Source organism: Rhodovibrio salinarum DSM 9154 (assembly GCF_000515255.1).
In the GTDB taxonomy this organism is placed as follows: domain Bacteria; phylum Pseudomonadota; class Alphaproteobacteria; order Kiloniellales; family Rhodovibrionaceae; genus Rhodovibrio; species Rhodovibrio salinarum.
Map to the genome: position 1 here is coordinate 70340 of NZ_KI911559.1, position 14916 is coordinate 85255.

Here is a 14916-nt window from a genome sequence, read left to right on the forward strand (position 1 = left end):
TGCAGTGTCACCGGTTATTTTCATGCGTGTCGTAGGCGTCGAGCCGCTGGCGGCAATGCCGCAACGCCTGCGAAATGTATTTTGCCACCATGCTGTTGGATACACCAAGGTGGTGTGCAATCTGCGTATGGGTCAGACCGTCGTACCGATTCAACACGAACGCCGTGCGCGCATTCGGTGACAGTTCGTCGAGGGCCCGCTCGAGAACCGTCAGGCGCCGCCGATCGCTGACGATCCGGTCCGGCGTTGGCGCCGGGTCGGCCACATGCCGCCCGGCTTCTTCCGACGCAAGACGCGTGTGACGGGCGCCTTCCCGCCGCCCACTATCGGTGGCGAGATTGGCGGCGGTGCGGAAGATGTAAGCACGCAGGTTCGCGATCTCGGTCTCAGCAGAAACCGCCGCCAGCCGGATATAGGTCTCCTGTGCCAGATCTTCCGCGCGGTCCGGCGTATCGGTCCGGCGCCGCAGGAAGCTCAGCAACTCATCCCGACATGCTTCAAAACAGGAAATAAGATCCTGGCGCCGCCGCATAGGAAGGTCATACGTGAAATGAAACGCTGCGCGGCAGACTAATTGCAAATGGTTCGCATTTGCAAGCTCGGCCAGACACTTCACCAACCTGATTCCGGTGATCAGCCCCCGCGACGTCAGGGTAGCCGGTCAGCGGTGCGCCCCATCCTCTTCAATCCGCGACCCACCGGTCGAGGACGCGGCTTGCGATCTCTCGGGGGACGGCCTGCCGCTGGACATCATACGGGCGTCCAGCGGCAGGCCTGCTGTTGTTTAGGCCGACACCGTCCGTTGAGTCTGCGTGCCCAGCCCTTCAATCCCGAGTTCGATTTTCTGGCCCGGGCGCAAGAACACCTGCGGCTTCTGACCTGCGCCCACCCCTGGCGGCGTGCCGGTCGAGATAACGTCGCCGGGCTCAAGCGTCATGAAACGCGAGAGATAGCTGATCAGATGGCTAACCCCATAGACCATCGTCTTCGACGACCCGTCCTGGTACCGGTGACCATCCACGCTCAACCACATCGAGAGGTTCTGCGGATCGGCGACCTCGTCGGCGGTTGCGAGCCAAGGACCGAGCGGGCCAAAGGTATCGTGGCTCTTTCCCTTCACCCACTGACCGGAATGCTGGAGCTGGAAGTCGCGCTCGGAGAGGTCGTTCACGACGCAGTAGCCCGCAACGTGGTCCAGCGCGTTGGCTTGGTCGACGTATTTCGCCCGTGAGCCGATCACCACGCCGAGTTCGACCTCCCAGTCCGTCTTGCTGGATCCACGCGGAATCTCGACATCGTCGTAGGGGCCGCAGATCGCGGTGGTCGCCTTGAAGAAGATCACCGGCTCAGGCGGCAGATCCATGCCGGATTCCTCGGCATGATCGGCATAATTCAGGCCGATGCAGATCATCTTGCCGACGCCGCCGACGCACGGCGCCCAGCGGGCATCCTCCGGCACAGTCGGAAGCGCCGACACGTCAACCTCCGCCAAACGGCGCAATCCCGCCGGCGAGAGAACATCACCAGCGATGTCCGCAGCCGTGCCGGAAAGGTCGCGGCGCGTCCCGTCCGCAGCGATGATGGCGGGTTTTTCCGATCCTGGGTTTCCGAACCGCGTGAGCTTCACCTAATCCCCCTTGAGATCATTGACTTGTTGTAAAGCGGCGGGCGCGTCTAAAGCGACCAGCCGCCGTCGATCACGAACGTCTGGCCGGTCACGAACCCGCTCTCGTCGGAGGCGAGATAGACGGCCAGTGCCGCAATCTCCTCCGGCGTGCCGAGACGCCCCATCGGCTGGCGCGAGACGAACGTCCGACGCACTTCCTCGACGTCGCCGCCCTGCTGCGCGATGCGCTCGTCGAGCGAGGGGGTTTGTACGGTCCCGGGGCAAATCGCGTTGGCACGCACACCTTGACCCACGAAATCCGCGGCGATCGACTTCACCAGACCGATCAGCGCCGCCTTCGTCGTGCCGTAGACGCACCGGTTTGGCACGCCCTTGATGCTCGACGCGGCGGACGAGATGGCCACGATGCTCCCGTGCCCCCGCTCCAGCATCGCTGGCAAAAACGCCTGGCTGAGCCGGAACGCCCCGCGCACGTTCAGATCGAAGGAGAAATCGTACGCCTGCTCGTCGACATCCAGAATGGTGCCGTGATGCACGAAACCGGCGCAGTTGAAGAGCACATCGACATCCGAATGCCGCTGGGCTGCTGCTTTGACATCGGCGCCGTTGCGAACATCCAGCACCTCGGTCTGGATCTCCGGCCGTTCGGCGGCCAGCTGCTCCAGCGCTGCTTCGTTGATATCGGTCGCGATCACCCGCGCGCCTTCGTCAGCGAAAGCCAGTGCCGTCGCCCGTCCGATCCCTTGGCCTGCTGCGGTTACGAAACAGGTTTTTCCGGTAAGGCGCTCGCCCATTGATACACTCCCCTTTTGATTCGATATGGCCTCGGCCGTTGGCCGACCGGAACGACCTCTGCGTGTTACATAACCGCGCCGATCTGCCAGGGCACGAATTCATTGTCCCCGAAGTCGAGCGCTTCGCTGCAGGTCTGCTCGCCGGAGGCCGCGCGCAGGACCAGATCGAAAATCCGGTCTCCCATCTCCTCCACGGCGACCCCCTCGTCCAACACAGCCCCGCAGTTGATATCCATGTCCCCGGACATCCGTTGATAGGTGGCGGTATTGGTCGAGAGCTTGAGCGATGGCGCAGGCTTGAAGCCTGAAACCGACCCGCGTCCCGTGGTAAAGCAGACGAGATTGGCGCCGCTGGCGATCTGCCCCGTCACCGAACAGGGATCGTAACCCGGCGAGTCCATGAACACGAAGCCCTGGCTGTCGATCGGCTCGGCATAGCCGTACACGTTTTCCAGTCGGGTCGTTCCTCCCTTGGCAGCAGCGCCCAGCGACTTCTCCAGAATCGTCGTCAGGCCGCCTTCCTTGTTTCCCGGGGAGGGATTGTTGTCCATGTTGCCGGAATGGCGCGCGGTGTAGTCCTCCCACCAGCGTATCCGCTCGACCAGCTTCTCCCCGACCTCGCGGCTGGCGGCCCGCCGGGTCAACAGGTGCTCGGCACCGTAAATCTCCGGCGTTTCGCTGAGGATCGCGGTGCCGCCGTGGCGCACCAATTTGTCGGCCGCCGCACCCAGCGCCGGGTTGGCCGTGATCCCGGAATAGCCATCCGATCCGCCGCACTGCAACGCCAGCTTCAAATGGGCGGCCGAAACCTGCTCGCGGCGGATCGCGTTGGCATCGGGCAGCATAGCCTGGACGCGCTCCACACCATGGCTAACCGCAGCGCGCGTGCCGCCAGCTTCCTGGATCGTCATGTAGTCGAAGCGACTGCCCTGCTGGAGCCCGTAACGCTCCATCAGGCGGTGGATCTGATTCATTTCGCAGCCGAGGCCGATCAGCAGAACGCCGGCAAAATTCGGATGCATCAGATAGCCGTGCAGCGTGCGCTGCAGCAGCTCGAACCCTTCGCCCGATCCGGCCATGCCGCAACCGGTCCCGTGCACGAACGCGGCCACGCCGTCGACATTGGGATAGGCATCCAGCGCCGGCCCCCGGAAGGCATCCGCCACCGCCCGCGCGACCGTCGCAGAGCAGTTCACCGTGGTCAGGACACCGATGTAATTGCGCGTCGCCACCTGTCCGTCCGGACGGACGATGCCTTGGAAGGTCGCCCGTTGCGCTTCAGGAACATAATCGGTTGGCCGGGCTTCGCTGCCGTAGGCATAGTCGCGTTCGAAATCGCCCATACCGCAGTTATGCGTATGCACCTGCTGCCCTTCGGCAATATCCTGCGTGGCGAACCCAATGATCTGGCCATATTTCCGCACGGCCGCACCGGACTCGATCGCACGGGCGGCGACCTTGTGGCCGGCCGGGATGTCGTCGCGACAGACGATCCCGAGCCCAGGGAGGTCGGACCCTGCCGCAACCCGGCGACGGGCCACCACGACGTTATCGTCCGGATGCAAGCGAACGACAGCCGCAGCCGCAGTCTCTTGCGACTGGCCATCTGCATGGGCCTCCACGGCCGAAGCCTCAGAGCGGGTCATCTCAATCTCCCCATATTGGCGGCGGTTGTCTTGCGGATCTGTGCGCCTGCCGCCGAAGACATCGCCAGATCATGAATGTATACTAGTATGAAAGGTTGTGCCATGGGAATGCCGGTAGCGGACATTTCCGACAGCAGCCAACTCCCAGTAAGATCAACGCACTGCGCGGCCAGCGCATCCTGATACCGATAGCGGGGGCGACGGTGTTTTACCGATCTTGCCTGCTGGGCCAAAGTGGGGGCATCCGGTCCAAAATATCTTGGTATACTGGTATGAACGGTATAATATCATCGACCTAAAAGAATAACAAACAAGCCATCCCGCGGACCAAGCCGCGGGAACGAAAAGACCAATACACGGAGGTAAGGCGTTCATGAACAAGCTTAAGCTGCTGGGTAAATGCGGTCTGATGGCCCTCGCGCTCAGCGCGGTCACAACCGCCCCGCCCGCATCCGCCAAGGATATGAAGTTCGCGCACGTCTACGAGACGTCCGAGCCTTTCCATAAGTGGGCGGTTTGGGCCGCCGACGAGTTCGAAAAGCGCACCGATGGCCGGCATACGATGGAGGTCTTCCCGGCCTCCTCGCTTGGCAAGGAATCCGACCTCAATGAAGCCCTTGGTCTGGGCACGGTTGACGTCATTTACACCGGCAATCAGTTCGCTGGCCGGTTCTACGGGCCAATCGGAATCGCCGGCGCCCCTTACATGTTCCGCGATGTGGATCACTGGAAGGCTTATCGCGACAGCGACCTTTTCCGCGAACTGGCGCAGGGTTACCGGGACAAGACCGGTAACAAGGTCATCACCCTGACCTACTATGGCCAACGTCACGTGACGTCGAACAAGGCCATCGATACGCCTTCCGACATGGAGGGCCTGAAAATCCGGACCCCGAACGCACCGCTGTACATGATGATGCCGAAGGCGGTGGACGCGAACCCAACCCCAATCGCCTTCGCCGAGGTCTACCTGGCCCTCCAGCAGGGAACGGTGGACGCGCAGGAGAACCCGCTCAACACGATCCGGGCGAAGAAGTTCTACGAGGTCCAGGACTACATCAACCTGACGGGTCACATCTCGGACTCGCTGCTGACCATTGTCAGTGGAATCACCTGGGAATCCCTGTCCGAAAAGGACCAGAAGATCCTCACGAACGTTCTGGAGGAAGCAGCCCAAGGGGCCACTCAGGATATCTTGAAGTCCGAGGAGGAACTCGTCGCCTGGTTCGAGGACCAGGGCACCACGGTCAATCAGGATGTCGACCGCGCCGCCTTCCGTGAGGCCGTACGCCCCCACCTGACAGGCGACAACGTGGAGTGGTCCAAGAAGACCTTCGAGCGTCTGCAAGCGATCAAATAGCGGCTATCGCCCTGCCGCCCGCCGGACCCGCGCAGGGTTTGGCGGGCGGTTTCGCCGGCATTGCTTTCCTCGCGGACCTGGAGGTTGGAGATGACGACTCCCGACCCTGCAGATAGCACGTCCTCGGACGCCATGGCGCTTGACGTCGAGCCGCCTTTTAGCTTTTCCGAATATGCTATCGAGGACTACATCGTCCTGGTTGTCTTTTGGCTGCTGGCCGCCGATGTCTTCGCCCAGTTCTTCTCGCGCTTCGTCCTCGACGATTCGATCGGCTGGACCGAGGAGATGGCGCGATATCTGTTGATCGCCGTCGGCTTCCTGGGGGGCGCGATGGCGGTGCGCCGAAACAGCCACATCATGATGGAATTTCTGTACCGCTACATGTCAGAGCCCATGGGGCGCTTGCTGGCGGTCTTCGTCGACGTGGTGCGGCTGATCTTCTTTGGCATGTTGGCATGGCTCACCTACGAGCTCGCCGCGCGCACCAACTCCTACATGACCTCCGTCGATATCCCGAAGAGCGTGATCTATTACGTCGCCTGCGCGGGCTTCGTGCTGATGACGTTCAGGATGGTGCACCGCATTCTCCAGCTCTGGCCACAACGGTTTAAGGCGAGCGTGTCAGCGCCCGGCAAGCGGACGGCCGCTAACGAGGAGGCCGCCGGATGAGTGCCGTCTCCCCAAGCTTCCGCCGCCCCCAAGCCGTGGCGCCGATCATCCTGGCGACCGGCACCGCGCTGTGCGTATGGCTGGCCTGGAGCGGCCAGGACATGGGCTTCCTGTTCGCCTGCTTGTTCACGATGCTGCTGACCGGGATTCCGGTGGCGGTCGCGCTTGGCGGCTCCAGCCTGCTGTTCGTCTATATAACCGGCCAGGTGCCCGACTTCGTCGTCGCGCACCGCATGATCAACGGCGTCGACAGCTTTCCACTCTTGGCGATTCCCTTCTTCATCCTGGCTGGCGCGTTGATGAACGGCGCGGGCATCACCTACCGCCTGTTCAATTTCGCCAACGCCCTGATGGGCTGGATGCGCGGCGGCCTGGGACACGTCAACATCGGCGCCAGCATCATCTTCTCAGGCATGTCCGGCGCGGCGGTCGCCGACGCCGGCGGTTTGGGCATGATCGAGATCAAGGCGATGCGCGAGCGCGGCTACGATTCCGACTTCGCCATTGGCATCACGGCCGCCTCCTCCACCATCGGTCCGATCATTCCGCCCAGCCTGCCCATGGTGATCTATGGCGTGATGGCCTCCGCATCGATCGGGCAGCTGTTCATCGCGGGTTTGATCCCGGGTCTGCTGATGGCGGCGACCCTGATGATCATGGTTGCCTGGATCGCGCGTCGTCGTGGCTATCCGCGCGACACACAGTTCGCGCTCGGCCGCTTGGGGTCGACCTTCAGCCGGGCGTTCCTGTCGTTGCTCACGCCCCTCATCATTATCGGCGGGATCATCTCCGGCGCCTTCACGCCGACCGAAGCGGCGATCGCGGCCGTCGTCTACGCGCTGTTTCTGGGCAGCGTGATCTACCGCACGCTGCCGCCGCGGCGCCTGCTCCGCATCAGCATGGAGACGATCGAGACCACGGCCATCATCCTGCTGGTGGTCGCCTCGGCGTCGATCTTCTCGTGGATCCTGATCAGCAATCAGTTCACGGACTACTTCGCCACGATCCTGACGAGCTACACCGACAACCAGGCCGTCATCCTGCTGCTGATGACCCTGATCATGCTCGTGGTGGGCTGCTTCATGGAAACGGTGGCCGCGATCACGATCCTGGTTCCGGTACTGCTGCCGGTCGCGACCCAAGTGGGCGTGGACCCGGTGCATTTCGGCGTCATCATGGTGCTGAACCTGATGATCGGCCTGCTGACGCCGCCGGTCGGGATGGTACTTTACGTGCTCTCCCGCGTCTCCGACGTCTCGTTCGAGCAGTGCATGCGGGGAACGTTGCCCTTCCTCGTACCGCTGTTGATCTCGCTTCTGCTGATCACCTTCATTCCGGAAATCTCGATGTGGTTGCCGAGCCTCCTATACCGCTGATCCGGTCTCAACGACGCCATCCAGGGTCGACAGCCGCTGTGTTCTGCGCATCGGCTTCGCAGAACACAGCTGTTCCCTTCGGGGCGACAAAGCACTATGCCTGCTCACGGAAAACGAGAAACAGGCAGACGAAAATTCCGGTAGGCACCAGTATGCGGCGTGAGAGACCCCCCGCTGCAAGACGGCCTACTCAGACGGCGCGACGAAGGCCATGAAGAAGTACAAGATCGAACGTAAGACCTTGTCGGAGCAGGTCGCCGAACGCCTTGAGCAGGAGATCCGCGAAGGCACCTACAAGGCCGGCGATCAACTCCCCTCGGAACGCGAGATGATGGAACAGTTCGGCGTCGGACGCCCTGCCGTCCGCGAGGCGCTGTTCTATCTCCAGAAACTGGGCTTCGTCGCGATCAACAGCGGCACGCGGCCCCGCGTGATCAAGCCCACATCCGACGCGGTACTTCCCCGTCTCTCAGGCGTGGTGCAGCAGCTGTTGGAAGACCCCAACGGGCAAACGTCCCTGCAGGATGCCCGTGTGCTCTTCGAGGTGGCGGTCGCCCGGCATGCCGCCCAACAGGGCACCTCGGCCGATCATGCTGCTTTACGCGACGCGCTGGAGACCAATCTGCACAACATCGGGGACGATCCGGCCTTCAAACGCTCGGACGTTGCTTTCCATGCCGCCTTGGCAAAAGTGACCGACAACCCGATCGTCGTCGCCGTTCACGACGCGCTCTCCACTTTGCTCGACGACCAACGGGCGCACGCCCTGCAACGTCCGGGAGAAGACAGGATCGCCTCCGAAGCGCACCGGGAAATCGTCGAAGCCATCGAACGCGGCGACCCCGACGCGGCCGAGGATGCGATGCGCCGACACCTGCAGCACCATTACGGAACCTACAGAACGCTCAAAGAAGGCGGCCCGCAAACCGACAGTCCAGGCTAGGGCAAGATCGTGGAGGGTTGAATCACCTTCCACGTGAATCTTGCCCTCTCTTCAAGACGTTAGAGCGAAATTCACGCTGGAGGCTGAACCAGCCTCCAGCGATTTCGCTCTAGCCCTGGGGAACCGGCGTCACCAACGAGCGGCCATCGCGACGGGCGCGCAGGTTCTCAAGTACCAATTCCCCCATCGCGCGGCGCGTTTCCAAGGTTGCGCTGCCGATGTGCGGCGCCAGCACCACGTTGTCCAATCCAAACAGCGAGTCCGGCACGTCCGGTTCGTTCTCAAAGACGTCAAGCGCCGCCCCCGCGATCCCCCCGGCGTGCAAGGCCGCCACGAGCGCGGCTTCATCCACGACACTGCCGCGCGCGATGTTCACGAGACTCCCCTGCGGCCCCAGCGCCTGCAGGACATGCGCGTCGACGAGATGGCGCGTGGCGTCTCCCCCGCGACAGCAGACGATCAGGTCGTCGCTGTGCTCCGCCAGCGCAGCCGGGCTCTCGCAATAGGTCCATTCCGAGGCGGGCCGCGGATGGCGGCTGTAGTAGAGGATTTCGGCGCCAAACGCCGTCAGACGCCGCGCCGTCGCCTCCCCGATCCGACCCAATCCAAGGATGCCCGCACGCCGGCCGCGCAGGCTGCGCCCGAGCGGGATGCCGCCAGAGCGCGCCCACTCGCCAGCCCGGACCCAGGCATCGCCTTGCACCAACCGGCGATGCAACGCGCCCAGCAGGAAGACCGCCAGGTCCGCAACATCGTCCGTCAGGACATCCGGCGTATTGGTTACCTCGACGCCGTGCTTGCCGGCTGCCGCGAAGTCGATGGCATCGACCCCAACACCGTAACAGGCGATCAGGCGCAACTGCGGAAGCGCCGCGATCACTTCCGCTTCCGCGCCGCGACCGCCGGTCGTCACCAGCGCGCTCACCCGATCCCCGATCTGAGCGATCAGGTGATCGAGCGCACCGTCCCGGCCAACGAGATGGCACTCAAACTCGGAATCGAGCTGTTCCTGCACCTCTGGTGGGCCGAGCGGCGCCAGGGCAAGCACGGTACATTTAGACATATCGTCTCCGATCGGTCGGGATGGCGGTCAGCTTGACTGGCTGTGCCAGCCGTTCAGCATCCGATAAAGGTAAGGCACGTATTCGTCGCCATTGCCCTGCGCGGTCGCGACCTCGAAGAGCTGGTGAACGGCCTGGGTCGTCATCGGGACGCAGCCCGCATCGCGCGCGCATTGCAGATAGTAGCCATAGTCCTTGCGCGCGTTGCCGAGCGTGAACTCCAGACCGTCGACGCGGTCTTCGATCGCCGCGGGCATCACCATGCGGAACATTTTGCTGTCGGCCCCGCCAGCGGTCACGATGTCATACAGCACCTGCGGATCGACACCGGCGGCCTTGCAGGTCACCGCGGCTTCCGCCGCCAGCGCGGCGTGTCCAAGCGACAGCGCGTTGTTGACCAGCTTGGTGGTATGCGCACTCCCCAAGGGGCCTGTACGGAAGCGGTTCTCGGAAAACACCTCAAGCAGCGGCTCAAGCGCGTCGATATCGGCCGCCTCCCCGCCCAGCAACAGATTCAGACGTCCTTCCCGGGCTTCCCGCGGCGTCCGCGTCATCGGCGCATCGATCATGCGCATGCCCCATTCCGCCAAGGTCGCCGCCAAGGCCCGGGTGGACTGCGGATCGGCCGTGGTCATATCGACCAGGACCTGCCCCTCGCGCGCGCCCGCGGCGATGCCGTCGTCCCCGTGGACCAGCTTTTCCATGATCGCCGAGGACGAAACACAGGTGATCACCACGTCCACGTTGCGCGTCAGTTCGGCTGCCGTTTCGGCTTCCTGCGCACCGCGCCCGACCAGATCGTCCACCGGCGCGCGATTGCGGTGACCCAGCAGGGTGAGCGGATAGCCGGCCTCCAACAGCAGGCGGGCGGGGCCGTAGCCCATAAGGCCCACGCCGATGAAACCGATACGCTTTTCCATGAAGACCTCCGATTCTGAACCTTAACCAGCCTTGGCGAGGCGATGCCGGCCGGTCGCGATGGACTCAAACCGCTGCGCAGCGCGCCGGGAAGACCACACCCGCGTGGAATCCGCGCTCATGGCGCCTGCGCCCCACTCACGGACAGAAAAATGGCATAGAGCGAGCTGGTCGCCGTGATGAACAGACGATTCCGCTTCGCCCCGCCAAACGTCACATTGGCAACAACCTCAGGCACCGGGATTTTACCCAACAGCGCGCCGTCCGGGGCGTAGCAGTGGACGCCGTCACCGGCACTGGTCCAAAGGTTACCATCGGTATCCAGCCGGAAACCGTCCGGCACGCCAGGCGATACCTCGGCGAAGACGCGAGCGCCGGTCAGGCGACGCCCGTCCTCGACGTCGAAGGCACGGATGTGGTGCGGCCCATCCGGATCGTGCGACGCGCCGGTATCGGAGATGTAGAGCACGCGCTCGTCCGGGGAGAACGCGAGGCCGTTGGGCTTAACGAAGTCCTCGGCGACCGCGTCAATCCGGCCGCTTTCCGGCTCCAGGCGATAGACCCGGCAACGCGTCTGCTCCTGCGCGGCCTTGTGACCTTCGTAGTCGCTGATGATGCCGTAGGGCGGATCGGTGAACCAGACAGTGCCGTCGGATTTCACCACAAGGTCGTTGGGCGAATTCAGCGGCTTGCCCTCGAACCGGTCGGCCAGGACCGTGACCGTGCCGTCCGGTTCCGTACGTGTGATCCGGCGGCCGCCATGTTCCGCCGTCACCAGCCGAGCTTGCCGATCCCGGGTGTTGCCGTTGGCGTAGTTGGAATCACAACGAAAGACGCCCGCGCCCATCCCGTCGACCCAGCGCATCATCCGATTGTTCGGGATGTCGCTGAAGACCAGCACGTCGGTATCGGCAAAATAAACTGGCCCCTCGGTCCAGCGCGCGCCGGTCCACAGCCGTTCCAGCCAGGCGTTGGGCTGCACCAACGCCCGAAAACGGGAATCGTAGACCTGGTAGCTGTCGTTCATCGGCCCACTCCGGTGCTGCCAGGTACCAGTCAGGTGTCGGTTTCGCCGCCGGCCAGCGTGATCACGCCAACGATGATTAGGCCGGTCATCAAAGAGCGCATGCCGGGGCCCGCACCCATGGCGTTCAGCATCGTCACCATCAGGTAGAGGAACAGCGCCGCCCCCACGATGCCGGGCACGTTGGAGCGTCCGCCAGCGATCGAGGTGCCGCCGATCACGACAACCGCGATCGAGGAAAGCAGGTATTCCTCACCCATGTTCAGCGAGGCGCCGCCGGAGAAAGCGGCGAGCAAAGCCCCCGTCAGGCCAGCGAAGACGGCGCAAAGCGTGTAGGCGAGATAGCGGGTCACCTCCACGTTGATGCCGGCCAGCCAAGCGGCGCGGGTGTTCTGGCCGATGGCGATAAGACCGCGGCCATAGGGTGTACGTCCCAGCACCACCGCCATGATCGCCGCCAACCCGACGGTCAGAACCGCAATCGCCGGGACACCGCCGAGTTGCACCGACATGAACTCGCCCAACCCTTCCGGGGGCTTGATACGCAGGCCCCGGCCATAGCTGATCGCCACCGACTGGATCAGGAAGCTGGCCGACAGGGTGGCGATGATCGGCGGGATGCGGAGGATCCGGATCAGCCCATAGTTGAAGGTACCCACCGCGACCCCGGAGCCCAGCGCCGCCAGCAGCCCGACCAGGATCATGGCATCGCTGCCGCCCATGACCTTCATCGCAAGCGCGCCCGACAGCGCCATGTTGGCCGGGATCGACAAGTCGATGTTGCCGGGTCCCAGCGTGATCACGAACATCTGCCCGATGCCCACGATCACGAAGTAGACCGAGAAGGACATCGCCGCGCTCAACATGTCGCCGGCGCCCTTGCCGTCGGCGACATAGACCGCGATCACCCACATCACGGCCGCGCCGAGGAACGACCAGACCCACGGGACCTCGCCCAACTTCTGGCGAAGCTGGTCCATCACGGGGGTGGTGCGGGTCTCGCTTTCCTGCGTCATGCCGTTTTCCAACTGGCTGTGCCTTCACGACGGGTGATGATCGCGCGCGCCGCCAGCACCAGGATCAGCATCGCGCCCTGCGAGCCGACCTGCCATTCGGAAGGAATCCGCACGAAGGAGAGGAACGACACCGCGAGCGTCAGCGTGATCGCGCCAAGCACGGCCCCGATCGGCGACACCCGGCCGCCAACGAATTCCCCGCCGCCAAGGATCACGCCGGCGATCGACAGCAACGTATAGCGCAGCGCGATGTTGGCATCCGCCGAAGTGGTGATGCCGACCAGCGACAGGCCGGCCAGCAGGCCGAACAGACCCGCCAGCGTGTACATCGTTGCTTTCGTGCGCAGCAACGACCAGCCCGCGCGCTGTACCGCGCGCGCGTTGCCGCCGGTACCGCGCAGGATCGTTCCGGTCGCCGAGCGCAACAGGCCGAAATGGACCACCAGGCCCATAACCACCGCCGCCACGATCGGGAACGGCACCCCGGGCGGCTTGAAGCTCATGATCCCCTGCAGCCAGGCTGGCGCCTCCCCACCCGGCTGCGGCAACAGCATGATCGCCACGCCCGACCAGACGAAGGACATGCCGAGCGTGACCACAATCGCCGGCAGGTTCCGCAGCTGGATCAGCACGCCCATCGCCGTATAGGCAGCGACACACCCGAGCAGGGCCAAGACGCCCAACAACGGCGCGGAGTTCAGCAGGGTGGCCCCGATGCAGGCCACCAGACTGACGTACGCGCCGATCCCGAGATCGAGATCGTTGACCGTCAGGATGAACATCTGCGCCAGCGTGGCGAAGGCAATCGGGATCGCCAGGTTCAGCAGCAGATCAAGGCCGAAATAGCTCATCGTCCGCGGCTGGATCGCGAAGATCGGCAGCAAGACAGCGGCGAGCGCGATCGCCGGCAGCGCCGCGCGCAGAAAACGGGGGCTAAGCAGCCGCTCCAGCATCGCCTAGCCCTCCCCTTCAAATGATGAGTGAATCACTTTTTCTTCCGTGAGCTCGCTGTGCGACAAGCCGGCGACCACCCGGTTATTACGGAACACATAGACGTAGTCGCAGTTTTCCAGCTCTTCCATTTCCGTGGTGTACCAGATGAAGGTACGGCCGTTGCCGGCTTCCGAACGGATCAGATCGTAGACCTCCAGCTTGGTGCCAAAGTCGACGCCGCGCATGGGATCGTCCATCAAGACGATCTCGGCGTCAGACCCGAAGGCGCGGGCGAACAGCGCTTTCTGCTGGTTGCCCCCGGACAACGAAAGGATGCCGTTGTCCACGCTCGGCGTGCGGATGCCCATGCGCGTGCGCCAAGACTCCGCCAGTTCGCGTTCCTTAGCGGTGCGGATCAGTGGACCGCGGCGCAATTGCCCCAGCGAGCGGATCGAGATGTTCTTCAGGATCGACCAGCGCGGGAAAATGCCGTCGCTCTGGCGGTCGCCGGCCACCAGCGCACAGCTCTGCATCACGCGCGTGTGCTTGGTCTTACCCCGCGCACGCTTGCCGGCCTGAAACACTTGCAACAGCAGGTCGGTTTGCCCGTGCCCGGCCAGCCCGGCCAAGCCAATGATCTCGCCCCGATGCGCCGTCACCGCCTGGTCGTCCTGTTGCGTGGGCGGGCGGGCTTCCACAGCCACCGGCGTATCCGCGCGGACATGCTCACTGCTTTGGCGCACGGCAGCACCTTGTTGGGCCTCCGCCACGTTGCCCATAGCGGCGACCAGTCCGTCGCGCGACATCTCGGCGGCAGGACTGTTCGCAACCACCTGGCCGTCCCGCATCACCGCGACACGGTCCGAGTAGCCGAGAATCTCGCCCAGCAAATGGGAAATCAGGACGCAACTCTTGCCGGCGTCGACGAAGGTCCGCACAAAATCCAGCAGTTGCCGTGCCGACACGGCATCGAGCGAGGAGGTCGGCTCGTCCAGGATGATCAGTTCCAGGCGCTCTTCATCCGTTTGTGTGAAGGCGCGGGCGATCTCGACCATCTGACGCTGCCCGATCGACAGGTCGCCGACCACGTCGTCGCCCTTTACGCCATGACCGGGAAAGATCTCGTCGAGCTTGTCGACGATCAGGCGGCTGGCGCGCCGACGCCAGCCCCACCCCTTGATTCCGGCATGCGCCACGCGGGCGTTCTCCGCAACCGTCAGGTTGGGACACAGCGACAGTTCCTGGAAGATGCAGCGCACGCCGCGATCCTGCGCCGACGAAACCGCCCAGGATGCGGTCTCGTCGGCGCCGCGGATCGCGATCGCGCCACGGTCGGGAGCCAGCGTGCCGGCCAGCACGTGCATCAGGGTGGATTTGCCAGCGCCGTTGTGGCCCACCAGCCCGAGACACTCACCTGCCGCCACCGTCAGATCGACTTGTTGCAGCGCCCGTACAGCCCCGAAACTTTTGTCGATTCCACGTAGCTCGACGACATCATTCGTCGGCTCGCGCATGCTTGCCTCCCGACGTGCAGTCCCGACCGACGGCC

Annotated in this window: 14 protein-coding genes; 4 read left to right on the forward strand and 10 right to left on the reverse strand. The window is 63.9% G+C overall.

Annotated features, from left to right (window positions below; all coding sequences use genetic code 11):
- Positions 1-7: 7 nt before the first annotated feature.
- The 4 genes from RHOSA_RS0100330 to RHOSA_RS0100345 all read right to left on the reverse strand — a co-directional run bounded on the left by RHOSA_RS0100330 (position 8) and on the right by RHOSA_RS0100345 (position 4067).
- Positions 8-616: a sigma-70 family RNA polymerase sigma factor gene (locus tag RHOSA_RS0100330; protein WP_200372101.1), complete on the reverse strand. Its 609-nt coding sequence runs from the start codon at positions 614-616 to the stop codon at positions 8-10.
- A 168-nt stretch (positions 617-784) separates the two neighbouring features.
- Positions 785-1627 (reverse strand): fumarylacetoacetate hydrolase family protein, encoded by an 843-nt coding sequence (locus RHOSA_RS0100335; RefSeq protein ID WP_027287115.1) that lies wholly within the window; start codon positions 1625-1627, stop codon positions 785-787.
- A 47-nt stretch (positions 1628-1674) separates the two neighbouring features.
- On the reverse strand, positions 1675-2421 hold the full coding sequence (locus RHOSA_RS0100340; protein ID WP_027287116.1) for an SDR family oxidoreductase: 747 nt from the start codon (positions 2419-2421) through the stop codon (positions 1675-1677).
- Between the two features lie 65 nt (positions 2422-2486).
- Positions 2487-4067 carry a UxaA family hydrolase gene (locus RHOSA_RS0100345; RefSeq protein WP_051431652.1) on the reverse strand — a complete coding sequence of 527 codons (1581 nt, stop codon included), beginning with the start codon at positions 4065-4067 and terminating at the stop codon, positions 2487-2489.
- A gap of 373 nt (positions 4068-4440) precedes the next feature.
- Between RHOSA_RS0100345 and RHOSA_RS0100350 the strand changes: the two genes are divergently transcribed.
- From RHOSA_RS0100350 to RHOSA_RS0100365, 4 genes are all read left to right on the forward strand, one after another.
- Positions 4441-5427 carry a sialic acid TRAP transporter substrate-binding protein SiaP gene (locus tag RHOSA_RS0100350; RefSeq protein ID WP_027287118.1) on the forward strand — a complete coding sequence of 329 codons (987 nt, stop codon included), beginning with the start codon at positions 4441-4443 and terminating at the stop codon, positions 5425-5427.
- A gap of 90 nt (positions 5428-5517) precedes the next feature.
- Positions 5518-6096, forward strand: a complete 579-nt coding sequence (locus RHOSA_RS19465; RefSeq protein WP_081728333.1) for a TRAP transporter small permease — start codon at positions 5518-5520, stop codon at positions 6094-6096.
- Complete coding sequence (locus RHOSA_RS0100360; RefSeq protein WP_037255404.1) at positions 6093-7472, forward strand: TRAP transporter large permease; 1380 nt, start codon at positions 6093-6095, stop codon at positions 7470-7472. The genes RHOSA_RS19465 and RHOSA_RS0100360 overlap by 4 nt, the downstream gene beginning before the upstream one ends.
- A gap of 211 nt (positions 7473-7683) precedes the next feature.
- On the forward strand, positions 7684-8415 hold the full coding sequence (locus RHOSA_RS0100365; protein WP_027287120.1) for an FCD domain-containing protein: 732 nt from the start codon (positions 7684-7686) through the stop codon (positions 8413-8415).
- 109 nt (positions 8416-8524) lie between these two features.
- Here RHOSA_RS0100365 and RHOSA_RS0100370 read toward each other — a convergent pair whose 3' ends face one another.
- The 6 genes from RHOSA_RS0100370 to RHOSA_RS0100395 all read right to left on the reverse strand — a co-directional run bounded on the left by RHOSA_RS0100370 (position 8525) and on the right by RHOSA_RS0100395 (position 14881).
- Positions 8525-9478 carry a 2-hydroxyacid dehydrogenase gene (locus RHOSA_RS0100370; RefSeq protein WP_037255407.1) on the reverse strand — a complete coding sequence of 318 codons (954 nt, stop codon included), beginning with the start codon at positions 9476-9478 and terminating at the stop codon, positions 8525-8527.
- Between the two features lie 27 nt (positions 9479-9505).
- Positions 9506-10396, reverse strand: a complete 891-nt coding sequence (locus RHOSA_RS0100375) for an NAD(P)-dependent oxidoreductase (protein WP_027287122.1) — start codon at positions 10394-10396, stop codon at positions 9506-9508.
- Positions 10397-10512: 116 nt separating this feature from the next.
- Positions 10513-11421, reverse strand: coding sequence for an SMP-30/gluconolactonase/LRE family protein (locus tag RHOSA_RS0100380; RefSeq protein ID WP_027287123.1), 909 nt, complete (start codon positions 11419-11421; stop codon positions 10513-10515).
- Positions 11422-11450: 29 nt separating this feature from the next.
- A complete protein-coding gene (locus tag RHOSA_RS0100385; RefSeq protein WP_437123659.1) occupies positions 11451-12434 on the reverse strand; it encodes an ABC transporter permease in 984 nt (327 codons plus the stop codon).
- Positions 12431-13387: an ABC transporter permease gene (locus RHOSA_RS0100390; RefSeq protein WP_027287125.1), complete on the reverse strand. Its 957-nt coding sequence runs from the start codon at positions 13385-13387 to the stop codon at positions 12431-12433. Before RHOSA_RS0100390 ends, RHOSA_RS0100385 begins: the two co-directional genes overlap by 4 nt.
- A 3-nt stretch (positions 13388-13390) precedes the next feature.
- Positions 13391-14881 (reverse strand): sugar ABC transporter ATP-binding protein, encoded by a 1491-nt coding sequence (locus RHOSA_RS0100395; protein WP_027287126.1) that lies wholly within the window; start codon positions 14879-14881, stop codon positions 13391-13393.
- Positions 14882-14916: the final 35 nt, after the last annotated feature.

What these genes read in the sequence shown, in the direction of transcription:
- RHOSA_RS0100385 (WP_437123659.1), bottom strand. Translation starts at nt 12,434, where the DNA reads ATGACGCAGGAAAGCGAGACCCGCACCACCCCCGTGATGGACCAGCTT.
- RHOSA_RS0100390 (WP_027287125.1), bottom strand. Translation starts at nt 13,387, where the DNA reads ATGCTGGAGCGGCTGCTTAGCCCCCGTTTTCTGCGCGCGGCGCTGCCG.
- RHOSA_RS0100380 (WP_027287123.1), bottom strand. Translation starts at nt 11,421, where the DNA reads ATGAACGACAGCTACCAGGTCTACGATTCCCGTTTTCGGGCGTTGGTG.
- RHOSA_RS0100365 (WP_027287120.1), top strand. Translation starts at nt 7,684, where the DNA reads ATGAAGAAGTACAAGATCGAACGTAAGACCTTGTCGGAGCAGGTCGCC.
- RHOSA_RS0100375 (WP_027287122.1), bottom strand. Translation starts at nt 10,396, where the DNA reads ATGGAAAAGCGTATCGGTTTCATCGGCGTGGGCCTTATGGGCTACGGC.
- RHOSA_RS0100350 (WP_027287118.1), top strand. Translation starts at nt 4,441, where the DNA reads ATGAACAAGCTTAAGCTGCTGGGTAAATGCGGTCTGATGGCCCTCGCG.
- RHOSA_RS19465 (WP_081728333.1), top strand. Translation starts at nt 5,518, where the DNA reads ATGACGACTCCCGACCCTGCAGATAGCACGTCCTCGGACGCCATGGCG.
- RHOSA_RS0100370 (WP_037255407.1), bottom strand. Translation starts at nt 9,478, where the DNA reads ATGTCTAAATGTACCGTGCTTGCCCTGGCGCCGCTCGGCCCACCAGAG.
- RHOSA_RS0100340 (WP_027287116.1), bottom strand. Translation starts at nt 2,421, where the DNA reads ATGGGCGAGCGCCTTACCGGAAAAACCTGTTTCGTAACCGCAGCAGGC.
- RHOSA_RS0100395 (WP_027287126.1), bottom strand. Translation starts at nt 14,881, where the DNA reads ATGCGCGAGCCGACGAATGATGTCGTCGAGCTACGTGGAATCGACAAA.
- RHOSA_RS0100360 (WP_037255404.1), top strand. Translation starts at nt 6,093, where the DNA reads ATGAGTGCCGTCTCCCCAAGCTTCCGCCGCCCCCAAGCCGTGGCGCCG.
- RHOSA_RS0100345 (WP_051431652.1), bottom strand. Translation starts at nt 4,067, where the DNA reads ATGACCCGCTCTGAGGCTTCGGCCGTGGAGGCCCATGCAGATGGCCAG.